General features: G+C 56.8%; 11 protein-coding genes. 10 read left to right on the top strand and 1 reads right to left on the bottom strand.

Going from position 1 to position 11,959, the window contains the following annotated elements; all coding sequences use genetic code 11:
- Positions 1-123 precede the first annotated feature (123 nt).
- From AC1ROI_RS33555 to AC1ROI_RS33570, 4 genes are read left to right on the top strand one after another with little or no spacing between them, the layout of a single operon-like run.
- Positions 124-1,290: an SAVED domain-containing protein gene (locus AC1ROI_RS33555; protein WP_019821280.1), complete on the top strand. Its 1,167-nt coding sequence runs from the start codon at positions 124-126 to the stop codon at positions 1,288-1,290.
- Positions 1,290-2,540 (top strand): nucleotidyltransferase domain-containing protein, encoded by a 1,251-nt coding sequence (locus tag AC1ROI_RS33560; protein ID WP_017341629.1) that lies wholly within the window; start codon positions 1,290-1,292, stop codon positions 2,538-2,540. The genes AC1ROI_RS33555 and AC1ROI_RS33560 overlap by 1 nt, the downstream gene beginning before the upstream one ends.
- The gene (locus AC1ROI_RS33565; RefSeq protein WP_031319187.1) at positions 2,524-4,308 is read left to right on the top strand and encodes a HesA/MoeB/ThiF family protein; all 1,785 of its coding nucleotides are present in this window, start codon (positions 2,524-2,526) and stop codon (positions 4,306-4,308) included. The genes AC1ROI_RS33560 and AC1ROI_RS33565 overlap by 17 nt, the downstream gene beginning before the upstream one ends.
- On the top strand, positions 4,305-4,787 hold the full coding sequence (locus tag AC1ROI_RS33570) for a Mov34/MPN/PAD-1 family protein (protein WP_017341627.1): 483 nt from the start codon (positions 4,305-4,307) through the stop codon (positions 4,785-4,787). The genes AC1ROI_RS33565 and AC1ROI_RS33570 overlap by 4 nt, the downstream gene beginning before the upstream one ends.
- 28 nt (positions 4,788-4,815) lie before the next feature.
- Here AC1ROI_RS33570 and AC1ROI_RS33575 read toward each other — a convergent pair whose 3' ends face one another.
- On the bottom strand, positions 4,816-5,364 hold the full coding sequence (locus tag AC1ROI_RS33575; RefSeq protein WP_017341626.1) for a 3'-5' exonuclease: 549 nt from the start codon (positions 5,362-5,364) through the stop codon (positions 4,816-4,818).
- A gap of 227 nt (positions 5,365-5,591) precedes the next feature.
- On the opposite strand from AC1ROI_RS33575, the gene AC1ROI_RS33580 reads away from it, so the two are divergent.
- The 6 genes from AC1ROI_RS33580 to AC1ROI_RS33605 all read left to right on the top strand — a co-directional run bounded on the left by AC1ROI_RS33580 (position 5,592) and on the right by AC1ROI_RS33605 (position 11,881).
- A complete protein-coding gene (locus AC1ROI_RS33580) occupies positions 5,592-6,230 on the top strand; it encodes an antitoxin Xre/MbcA/ParS toxin-binding domain-containing protein (protein WP_228758830.1) in 639 nt (212 codons plus the stop codon).
- Between the two features lie 362 nt (positions 6,231-6,592).
- Entirely contained in the window at positions 6,593-6,985 is a 393-nt protein-coding gene (locus tag AC1ROI_RS33585; RefSeq protein WP_074059250.1) for a DUF6957 family protein, read from the top strand.
- Positions 6,986-7,270: 285 nt separating this feature from the next.
- Positions 7,271-8,188, top strand: coding sequence for a LysR family transcriptional regulator (locus AC1ROI_RS33590; RefSeq protein ID WP_102595283.1), 918 nt, complete (start codon positions 7,271-7,273; stop codon positions 8,186-8,188).
- Between the two features lie 115 nt (positions 8,189-8,303).
- Positions 8,304-8,930, top strand: coding sequence for a glutathione S-transferase family protein (locus AC1ROI_RS33595; protein ID WP_077748503.1), 627 nt, complete (start codon positions 8,304-8,306; stop codon positions 8,928-8,930).
- Between the two features lie 63 nt (positions 8,931-8,993).
- Entirely contained in the window at positions 8,994-11,024 is a 2,031-nt protein-coding gene (locus tag AC1ROI_RS33600; RefSeq protein ID WP_102595284.1) for a 2Fe-2S iron-sulfur cluster-binding protein, read from the top strand.
- Between the two features lie 479 nt (positions 11,025-11,503).
- Entirely contained in the window at positions 11,504-11,881 is a 378-nt protein-coding gene (locus AC1ROI_RS33605; RefSeq protein ID WP_102595285.1) for a DUF6124 family protein, read from the top strand.
- Positions 11,882-11,959: the final 78 nt, after the last annotated feature.

The following is an 11,959-nucleotide window of genomic DNA, read 5'->3' on the forward strand; positions in this document are numbered from 1 at the left end:
TTATAGCCGACTCAGCATTCGTCACCCTTAGATCTCTCTTGAAATCGAGGCAAATGACCCTAATATGATCTTATCTTGCCATCATCGTTTTCAATCATGGATGTTTCTCGGGGGTAGGTCGGAATGGCAGAACAAGAAGACGCTAAGCCCGCAAGCGGGCGCTTCAACACAAATGATGAGACGAAGCGGATCGTATGGACACAGACCGCTGGTCATTGTGAACTGTGCGGCACGGATCTGACGTTCGATTATCGTGCCGGCAAGCCAATGAAATGGGGCGAAGTGGCGCATATCCTGCCCGCCAGTCCCAAAGGCCCTCGGGGACGCGCGGATCATGATGCTGAGGCGCACACAAACGATACCGCTAATCTGATGCTTCTGTGCCCAGGTTGTCATGACAAAATTGATCGTGACGCAGATGGGTATCCTGAAAATGATTTGAGTGGTTTACACCAAGCGTACCTGGAACGCATCCGACTCGCCGCAACGACCCCCGATGGTGGCAGAGCCATTCCTCTCATCGTCCAGAGTCAGCATTTTCAGACGATCAACGATATCCCCGTTCGCGATCTGTTGACTGCGATGTCCGCCGAGGGATTAACCGCCTTCGATCAAGGCATCAAAATCGCCTTCGCTGCACCCGGACCACGTGGCAGGGACACTACCTATTGGCAGAACGTCAAAGACAGCGTCCAGTATGAGCTGGAGCAGCAACTCAAGCGTCGCGGCGGCACTTATGGCGATTCGCCCGCGCTAGCAGTAGTCGGCTTGGCCGACATTCCGGCCTTGATGATGTTGGGCCAGAGTATCGGCGACCGTTCCAAACGCTTGATCTTCTCTTTTCACCGCGAGCATCTTTTGCGCTGGCCCGATCAGTCTGCTGAGCCGCCTAGTTTTTTGTTTACGCCTCCACCCAACGGCGATGGCCCACTGGCGTTGGTGCTCTCCATTTCTGCGCAAGTTCCAGTTCGCGACGTGACCGACGCTCTACCCGGTGCACGTATTGCAGAGCTGTCGATCCCAGAACCAAGCTACGCGATGGTACAGAACCGTCGGGTGATTCATGCCTTTCGCGACGCACTTCAAATACGACTGAGCCAGCTTGAGGCTCTGACTCCTGACCCTATCCACGTCTTCGCCGCCATTCCTGCGGCATTGGCCATCGAGTTTGGCGCGTTGCTCACAACACAGCATCAACATACATACCTGATCTTCGATCGGGACAAAGAAAACCAAGATCGGTTTACGCAAACACTGCAATTGGGTCCCGTGGCCCAGGAGGCTATGTAATGCTTTTGAGCAACGAACAGACCAAGCGCAGCAGTTGGGAATATTTTCTGCTTCGCGCCGCGCGGGAAATCTCGCTGTCGGAAGCGCAGTACGAAAAAATCAATGACCGCTACTCCCAACTGGAAAAAATCCTCTCGGCTTCCGACAACCCGCTGCTCGCTGAAGCCCATATTTTCGTTCAAGGCTCGATGCGGCTGAAAACGACCATCAAGCCAATCCCCGGCGCGCCTGCGGATCTTGACACCATTGATGCGGACGCAATTATTTGGCTTCCTCACGCTCAGGGCGCTGGTGCAAAGGAAGTTCTAGAAGCGATTGAGCAGCGTTTTAGGGAAGGCTCCCGCGTTCAAGAAGAAGTTAAGCAATTACGTCGTGGCATCCGGATCGTTTATGCCGACGAAAATCCAGGTTTCCACATCGATGTCACGCCTGCCCGCGCGATCAACGGAAATGGCGAAGCAAACGGCGAAGGTAAGCTGGAGGTTCCGGATCGGGTCACAGGGTGGAAAGCAAGCAGCCCTATCCCTTACTCGAATTGGTTACAGGTTGCTTCTGCCCAGGAAATCTCTCTGGAAAGCTTGGTAGTTGCCAAAAGCCAGCGGATGCTCGATGCCGCGACACAAGATCCATTGCCGCATTATCAGGATTACATCGATCAAGATCCCCTGCGTGCGACCATAAAGCTGCTCAAGCGGCATCGCGATGAATGGGCCATCAACACAAGGAGCTCTGATACTCGCCCCATATCTGCGGTCATCACCACCCTGGCCACTCACGCATACCTGGATGTCGTGAGGGAATCGCAGTCCAAGCCTTTGGCTCCGCTCGATGCAATTTTGGAAATCGTCCGCAGAATGCCGCAGCACATCGCGCATAGAGGTAACGATTGCTTTGTCTGCAACCCTGCCGATAACGGCGAAAACTTTGCAGAGAAGTGGAATCGACCGGGCGAGGGGCAAGGCTATCGCCAAGCATTTGCCAAATGGCATGCGGACGCCAGTGCATCTGTTTCATTGGGTTTGGAAAGTTTTGAATCCAACGATTCCTTTGCCGAGGCAGTGAAAAAGAATTTCGGTATTGCACCGGCATTCATTACGGCAGTGAACAATGAGATCCCTGCGAACTGGACGATGCCCGGCCGACCGGATGGCACTACTCGAAACTCTGCTTCGATGGGTTCGCTCTTCGGAGGGGCCAGCGGTGGCGGAACCTCTCAGTCGAGCGTAAAGCCAGTTGGACGCCTTGGCTGATCCTATTAAGACGCCATTGCAGCGCGGAATCGCCGCACTGCGAAACACCCTAGGTCAGGATGCTGCCGATGCATTGCTCCAGCCCGCACCCACGCGGGCTGACGAAGCGGCGTGCTTTCACTTCCCCTTGCCCACCGATTACACGGGGCAGGAGCGCCGACTGCGTATAGGTTTCCCCTCCAACTTTCCCCGTGGACTCTTGCGGCTGAACGTCGAACCCTCTCCATGGCTGGTTTGGCCGCATGCCACCAAGTCGGGGCTTTGCCTTCATGGCTTTCAGGAGCGCCCCATTATGGGCTCCCCGGAGGTCGTGGTAGAGGACAGCCTTGCTCGCTTGGCCCAGATCGTTTCGTTGTCCAAGATGGGATCAAACCAGGCAACGCGCGATATCGAATTTCAGAATGAGATCACTACCTACTGGTCTTTTCAGCACGGTCAGTCATTCCAGAACCTCTTACTGTTGGATCGCCCTCAGGCCGCCTCGCAGTTGTTTGCTCTCAGCGATCCGCGCCGGGTTATGCCATCCGGTCAGGAAACGGTTTGGTTAGCATCGAACGTAGCTGCACTCAAAGGGCATTACCGACGGGTTGTCGGGCGCTCCGCTGTCATTCGCGCGGCCGAAACTCCCGGTTTTTACGTCAAGCTTCAGACTTATCCGGATATCCGCACCCCGGATCCGGAAGATTTATTGCTGTGGCTCACGCCACACCTTCAACCAGACGATGCCGAGCAATTGCTGGCATGGTTTGAGCTGCATGGAACGTTGGCGAGTCGATGGATTGTTCTGGAGCTTCCAGGAGGGGCAGATGCTCCAACATATTGCCTCAATGTGCGCTCGCTCGGCGTACAGCAGGAGCGGGGGGCAAAGTTTGGCTTGCGTACAGCGCGCCGTCGGCCAGCTATCGCAAATGCACATCCTCCGGCGCTCGTCCGAGCAACTGCCCTGGACGTGCTTGATCGAGCGTCCATTCTGTCCCGCGATATAAGCGGTACTGCACAGCACCTTGAAAATGCTCGAGTCGTTTGTGTTGGCGTTGGCTCGTTAGGCAGTGCGGTGGCAATACAATTGGCACGATCCGGTGTCGGCCACCTTACCCTCATCGATCCTGACACTTTGGTGTCAGCCAATCTGGGGAGGCACGTTCTGGGAGCGGATAGCCTAGGTAGACTGAAAGCCTCCGCGTTGAGGGACAAGATTCTGTTAGATCTTCCGACGACAGAATGCACCGCTTATGCGACTTTTGCCGAAGTGGTGATGAGCAGCAAACCAGAAGTGTTTGATAACGCAGATCTGGTGGTGATCACGACAGCAGACTGGCAGTCGGAGGTCACTGTATGGCGAGCCAAATCAAGCGGCGCTCCTTGGGGGCTTTTACAAGCCTGGAGCGAACCGTATACCCAGGTAGGCCATGCGCTATTCGCACCAGCCGGCACCTTTGATGGCCGTCAGTTGTTCACGGACGTCGGCGATTTTCTGCATAGATTTACAGAGTGGCCGGGAGGCGGTGTTGTTCCACTGCCCGCGTGTGGCGAGAGCTTTATCCCAGGCGGCTCGCTGGGAATGACCAATATCGCCTCTATGGTGTCGCACACGGCCTTACGCGCATTGACCGGCAACATCGCCACTGCATCTTGGGTCAGCAGTATCTACAGGCCTGAAGATGTTCTGAGCCTAGGAGGCCAATACCATGGTCCCAAACTGCCAGAGGGAGCGCAGCAAATCTTACTCGAGCGCGGATGGCCGGAAGATAAGGACGAAACGGTATGACGGATATCGCATGGCGCTGGCGATGGCCGGAGGTGAATTCCGAGCTATTGGTGTCCCAAGCTGTCGCGGACATCTTGGATAGTCATCGGCAGGGCCTTTTTGGCGTGGAGCGAGGGGGACAGTTATTTGTCAACCCGGTTGATCCGAAAGGGTTGCTGCTGGCCTTGGCCACGTTGCCTCATCGCGCCGATCGGTCAGGCTGGTCTTGGCTAGAGTTGGATGCGGAGCGGTGCCGTCAGGAAATCCAGGCTGCCAACGAACAAGGGTTACGTCTGGTGGGCTATTGGCATACGCATCCCCAATCCGTTCCGGTGATCTCTCCGGCAGACATCGGAAGTTTCTCCAAATTTGCTGCACGTTACACGCAGGATCTGCCGCACCCAATAGCCGTTATTGTCGGCAAGTCCGAAAAACCAGAAGGTATCAAGGCGTGGTCGTTCAGGGACGGCAGATATGTTGAGGCAACCTGTATCAGATGAGCTTCGAGTCAGTGCGGTGGAAGGTAGGTCAGCGTTTACCTTTACCCGCTAGCATTAGTGCGAAGAGCTCTGCCTGAAAGCGGGCATCATCCAATGCGTTATGGTTCGGTTCGCTGAGTGGCTTCAGCGCAGCGGTCATTTTGGATGATTTTGTTTCCTGCCAGCTGCAACCTACAGCGCCCATAAAGTAGGCCTTCATGTCGATAGCGGTAAAACCAAAGGGGTTGGTTTCCAGGTATTTGTGGAAGTAGTAATTGACGAATGACCAGTCAAACGGTGCATTGAGTCCTACGAAAATGACCTTTTGCCCCGGTTGGCAGGACGATTTCAGCCATTGATCAAATGTCAGCATCGCCTGTTGCGGAGCGAGGCCCTCGCGCTCCAGCTTCTCCAGACTCAGCCCCGATACTGCCAGTGCTTCCGGGTCGTGTTTTGGACTGTCAGGTCGTAGTTCAAGATAGATGGACGTTACAGGTTGGGCTACAAGACAAGCTCCAATGGAAAGCAGACTGTATTCGCCTGGTATAGGCCCAGAAGTCTCGACGTCGACGGAAACATAAAGCTCATCAGGGTGCATGTCATATCCTTTCGTGTAGTTACCTGATCACGCTCAGGCTCTTAGCCATGTGAAGGTGGAAAGGCAGGTATAGCCATTGCCCCATTTTTTGCTGTTTCACTCGCTATCCGGCGTTCGAGCAGCGGCAGTGCCTGTCTACCAGCGGATTGCGCGTTCCTTTGGTCAGCTCTGGGCCCAAGCATAATGATGTGTGTCATTCTCTGATGGCGGATGAGGGCCGGACGATCATGAGTGAAACTGAGCGCTGGATAGTAAAATGCCAGAAAACTGAGGACGGTACTGGCGACATCATCATTGATCTGCCTCAAGAGTTGCTTGACCAAATGAGGTTAGGTGTTGGGGACGACCTGGAGCTAACGGTAGTGAATGGCACATTAGTCCTGACGCCCGTGTGCAACGCAACATCAGTGCGGCCCATGTTTGCTGGCGTCCTGCGTCAGGATGTCTATCATGCTTACCGCATGCGTCTGGAGACGCTTCTTCATATCTCTGTCAATGCTTCGGATCTGGACATTCACGACATGATAGTAGCTGGCTTCTCGGTCAGCCTGATCAAAATGCTTTGTGATGATGGAACCCTCAGCGACGAAGAACGCGACAGAATCATTCAACCCAAAACGCTCAAAACAAAACTGTCAGCCAATCAGCTTTTAACGTTGCATGAGAGCGATCGCCTGTTCCGGTTTGCACATATTACCGCCATGGCCGAGGTGATCTTCGGTGACAAAGGGAAGGCCAAACAATGGCTTTCCAAACCCAAAGCCCGTTTTTTGGGAGAAAGCCCATCGGCGATGGTCACTACAACCTTTGGCACACATCTAGTCGAAGAAATGCTGATTCAAGTGTCTGAGGGCATGTCATTTTGATTCAGCCGCAGCCAAACGGCTTCTACCGCTCCTTGAGTAACATGGATTTCATGCGCCTATACCGGCGTCGCCTTGCCGAATACGACATGCACGGGCATCCATGAAGCACTAGGTTTCACCCACATCGGCACCTACCGCTAGGTAGGGTTCACGCACGGCAATGGCATAGCTGGGTACTGGCGAAAACCCACTTTATCCGGTGACAGCTAGATAGAAATCATCCCGTTCAGTGGGATGAGGGGAGAAGACGGACCAGCTGTGAAATGGCCCAGTCTTCGGCATCGGAACCTCGTGTGTCGATGGGAGCTAAGCTGATTGATGCTTCTCGTTCGAATCGTTTTTTTGATCGGCCGGAGGTACAGATGAATCTGGCAGATTTTGTCTCAGTGCTTTCTGCGGGTGAGAAAATAGATGGGTGCCAACTCACCACCTCAGATGCTGTGGCCCTCGCCAGTCTGCATTTTCCTTCCCATGCCTATTGTCTTGTTGCTGATTGGGCAATATTGGATCTCGACATTCCAACACGTCAGCGAAAAGCCATTACGGATAGACAGCTAATTCCTGCTCTCGTTTACGCTTTGACCGTTATCCAAGACAGTAAAGGCCGCTTCCCGCCTGGTGATTGGGTCCGAACAACGCTGGGTGTTTCCTTCACCCATGACTGCTTATTTCGAACAAAAAACACAGTTTATGTGCTGATGGGGACTGGTCGAAGGTTGCACACGGATTTAGACATCGCACTGAGCCTGTGCTGAAAAAAGACTATTTCCGCACAGGTGAGTGACCGGTCGCGCTCACATAATATTTCGGCCTGAATGAACGCTCTCGCTGTTGTGTCAATCTATGTTGTTACCAATCGAGCCCCGTATTTGAAGTGCGACCCGTCTGTGTCAGTCTATGTTGCTGTCGTGTGGATCCCGGATCATCCTACAGGCCCCGATTTACGAGAGGGGCTGTGTCAAACTATGTTGTTGGTAACCAACACTAAAAATCGCAGCCTATGGTTGCGATTTTTTTTATCCGAATGAAGGACATTCCCCATGGACAGATTTCAGGAAATGCAGGTCTTCGCCGCCGTCGCCCAGGACCAGGGCTTTTCTGCAGCGGCGCGTCGGTTGGGGATGTCGGCGGCCAGTGTCACACGGGCGGTGGCGGCGCTGGAGACGCGCATTGGCACGCAGTTGCTCACCCGTACCACCCGCAGCGTGCATTTGAGCGAGGCGGGGCAGCGTTATCTGGAGGATTGTCGGAGGATTCTCACCGAGGTGCAGGAAGCGGAGGATTCGGCGGCGGGCAGTCACGCACAACCCCGTGGGCAATTGACGATTACCGCGCCGGTATTGTTCGGAGAGTTATTTGTCACGCCAGTGATGGTTGATTATCTGGCGCAGTTTCCTGAGGTCAGTATCAATGCGCTGTTGCTTGATCGTGTGGTCAGTGTTGTCGAAGAGGGAATCGATGTGGCGGTGCGCATCGGCGATTTGCCTGACAGTAATCAGCATGCGATTCGTGTCGGCGAAGTGCGGCGGGTGATTTGTGGTTCGCCAGCGCTGATCGCAGCCCATGGCCGGCCTTCTCATCCGCAGGATCTGGTGCAGGCGCCGATCATTGCGACATCGGCCACGGGCCAGTTACGTAACTGGCCATTCCTTGAACATGGCGATCCGCTGACGGTGCGCACGGAGGCTCGGCTGGTGGTCACCGCCAATCAGGCTGCCATCACGGCCGCCTGCCTGGGCCTGGGATTCACCCGTGTGTTGTCTTATCAAGTCGCGAGAAAAGTCGCGGCGGGTGAGTTGCAAATCGTCCTGGCCGAATTCGAATTGGCGCCGTTGCCGATTCATGTGATTTATCAGGGCGGGCGCAAGGCGCCAGCGCGAGTACGCAGTTTTGTCGACTTCACGGTGAATGCCCTGCGCGAGCATCCCGCTTTGAAGAACGAGGCATTATTGCTCTAGCTGAAATAATGGATTGCGTTTGCTGGTTATTCTGTTGTTTCGGTAGCAGGTGGAAGATGACAACCCATCGGCGCCGACACTTTCCAATTGGCGCCTCCACCCAGCGGAGTCGACCATGCAAGCCATCAAACTCTACAACTTCCCACGCTCTGGCCATGCTCATCGTGTGGAGCTGATGCTGTCCCTGCTGCAACTGCCAACTGAACTGATCTTTGTCGATCTGGCCAAGGGCGCACACAAGCAGCCGGATTACCTGGCGCTCAATCGCTTTGGTCAGGTACCGGTGATTGATGATCAAGGCGTGGTGCTGGCCGACTCCAACGCGATCCTGGTCTATCTGGCGCAGAAATATGGCAACGGTCGTTGGCTGCCCACCGATCCCGTCGGTGCGGCCAAGGTGCAGCGCTGGTTATCGGTCGCCGCCGGGCCGATTGCCTTTGGCCCGGCAAGAGCAAGGCTGATCACCGTGTTTGGTGCGCCTTACAACGCTGAAGAGGTGATCGCTTACGCCCACACCGTGCTCAAAGTGATCGATCAGGAACTGGCCGCCACCCCATACCTTGTCGGCAATGAGCCGACCATTGCCGACGTCGCGGCCTACAGCTACATCGCCCATGCGCCGGAAGGCAATGTGTCGCTGGACGACTACGCCAACATCCGCGCCTGGCTGGCGCGCGTCGAAGCCTTGCCAGGGTTTGTCGGCATGCCGCGCACCGTCGCCGGCCTGCAAAAAACAGCCTGATGCTCACGGCCCGATTCAGTCGGGCCGTTCTTGTTGCGCGATAAGCGCAGGGGAGAAGCCGTTATGGACCGTTCACCTTGGCACGCTGGCGAGAAACAGTTGCAGGCTCACGTAGGTGTAGCCGAGCGAATGGACACATTAGGTCGTAGGGTGATTCGCGGCGAGATGCCCGATCAGCACCGCCAGTTCTATCAGCAACTGCCGTTCATGCTGTACGGCGCGGTGGATGCTGACGGCAACCCTTGGGCCAGTGTTCTTGAAGGGCCGCCGGGTTTTGCTCATTCTCCAGCGCCTGCGCTGTTACAGTTCGACAGCCTGCCCGGCAGCGACGACCCCGCGCAATTGCAAGACGGCGCGGCGATCGGCCTGCTCGGTATCGAGCTGCACACCCGGCGTCGCAACCGTATGAATGGCCGGGTCGGTGCTGTGGCTTCGAGCGGCTTCGGGGTGACGGTGGACCAATCGTTCGGCAATTGCCCGCAATACATTCAATTGCGCCAGTTTCGCTCGGTGCCCCTGGCGGACCCGTCGACCCGTGTCGCGCAGCATCTCAACGCGCTGGATGAGTCGGCCCAAGCCATGATCGCCGGGGCCGATACCTTCTTTGTCGCCAGTTATGTGGACGTCGACGGCCAACGTTCGGTGGATGTTTCTCATCGCGGTGGTCAGGCCGGTTTCGTACAGGTGGAAGGTAATCGCCTGACCATCCCGGACTTCGCCGGCAACCTGTTCTTTAACACCTTGGGCAACCTGCTGATCAATCCTCGGGCCGGTTTGCTGTTCATCGATTTCAATACGGGCGATCTGCTGCACCTCAGCGGCCGCGCGGACGTCATCCTCGAAGGTCCGCAGGTCGAGGCTTTTCAGGGGGCCGAGCGGCTCTGGACCTTTGAGGTAGAGCGCGTGGTGCGCCGGCCTGCGGCGCTGGCCTTGCGCTGGCGCTTTGACGGCGTGTCGCCCACCAGTTTGCTGACTGGTACCTGGGCGCAGGCAAATGCACGCCTGCAAGCCAAGGCCCTGGGCGATCACTGGCGGCCGTTGCGGGTGGCGCGCATCGAACAGGAAAGCCACAACATCCGTTCGATCTATCTGGAGCCCGCTGATGACGCCGGGTTGCCGGTGTTCCAGGCCGGGCAGCATTTGCCGCTGCGCTTCAATATTGCCGGCGATGTGCACATCCGCACGTACAGCCTGTCGAGCGCGCCGTCCGATGATTTTTTCCGCATCAGCGTGAAGCGTGAAGGCCTCGTGTCGTCGCACCTGCATGAGCAGATCCGGGTCGGCGATGTGCTGGAAGCCCGCGCGCCCCAAGGGCATTTCACCGTGGAGCCCCATGAGCGGCGGCCGCTGGTGCTGTTGGCCGCAGGCGTCGGCATCACGCCGCTGCTGTCGATGGTGCGCGAGGTGGTGTATCAAGGCCTGCGCACGCGGCGTATTCGTCCGACCTGGTTTTTCCAGAGTTCGCGGACCCTGGCCGATCAGCCGTTTCGTCCCGAGCTGGACCGCTTGCTGGATGGCCTCGGTGACGCGGTGCGCGTGCGGCGGTTGCTCAGTCAGCCTGAGGCGGAGGCTCGCGAGGGTGAAGATTTCGACCTGACCGGGCGGATTGACGGCGACTTGCTCAAGACGATGCTTGAGGCGGAGGACTACGACCAAGTGGATTTTGTCCTCTGCGGCCCGGGCAGTTTTACCCAAGCGCTGTACGACACGCTGCGGGAACTGGACATTCGCGATTCGAGGATTCATGCCGAAACCTTTGGCCCGTCGACACTGCGTCGCACGCCAGACCCGGATGCGGTGGTCATCGAACAACCACCGGCCGCCACGGTTTCAGTGCCCGTTGTGTTCGAGCGCTCGGCCAAAGAAGCGCGCTGGCAGCCGGATGGCGGCAGTTTGCTGGAGTTGGCGGAAAGCCGCGGTTTGCGCCCGGAATTCAGTTGCCGTGGGGGTTCCTGCGGGACCTGCAAGACCCGTCTGATCAGTGGCGCGGTGAATTATCCACAGCCTCCGGCGGAAGTGCCCGATGCGGGAGAGGTGCTGATTTGTTGCGCGGTGCCGGCGCAGGGGTCGCAGCCGTTGGTGCTGGACCTGTGACCCTTCGGGCTAACACAGAAAACCCTCGTGGGAGCGAGCCGGCACGCGAAAGCGGTGTATCAGCCAACTTCAATGTTGAATGTTAAACAGCCTTCGCGAGCAGGCTCGCTCCCACATTGGGCCGGGGTTGGCCTGAAAAATACTGCGAACGTCCTACAGACTTGAGTGTTCGGGAGGACGATTCCGACACGTTCTAGCGGTTGTCGTGTCGGAAGTCGGGGGGATAGGCTTTGGAGGTCGCTGCACATCAGCGATCGGGTCTGGAAAACCCGAAGATAATAGGCTTGTCCCCCGTGGCATACTGTGGCGCTTTTTTCTGGCTTCAGTTTGAGTTATGGCGGCTGTGCGTGGGAGACCTTCGGGTCTGCCGGGTTTTGACCTTTTATCTCGGTTTTTCCAGTCCGCGTACAGCTGCCACCTTTTCGTCTGGAAAACGAAACATGGCGGTTCAACTTCCATAGCTCAAAAGGTCTTTTGCCATGATTAAAGAAACACCAAATCCCCCGGAAACCGACGACGTTTCCCCTTACGAATCCATCGATTCCAAAAAGCTCAACGAAGCCGCCGAGCGGGCGCTGGATCACTACCTCAACCCCTCCGCCCTCAAATCCCCCGCGACCCGCAAGCCCAGCACGATGTTCATGATCGCGCCGGACATCAAAGACGAAGACCTGCTGGCCCACACCTGTGAATCCTTGGCCCAGGCCAATGTGATGGCGAGTGATTTTGCGGGGTACCTGGAAGGACCGCACCGGCACACGGCGATGGCGATTCAGCAGATCGTCATGCTCGCGGAGCTGGCGGTGAACCGGATGCTGGACAACGTGGCCGTAACAAACACCGCGCCACACCGCTAAACCCCTGTAGGAGCGGGGGGGGGGGGGGGGGGGGGGGGGGGGGGGGGGGGGGGGGGGGGGGGGGGGGGGGGGGGGGGG

This window comes from Pseudomonas sp. GW823-FHT02C02, assembly GCF_058797635.1.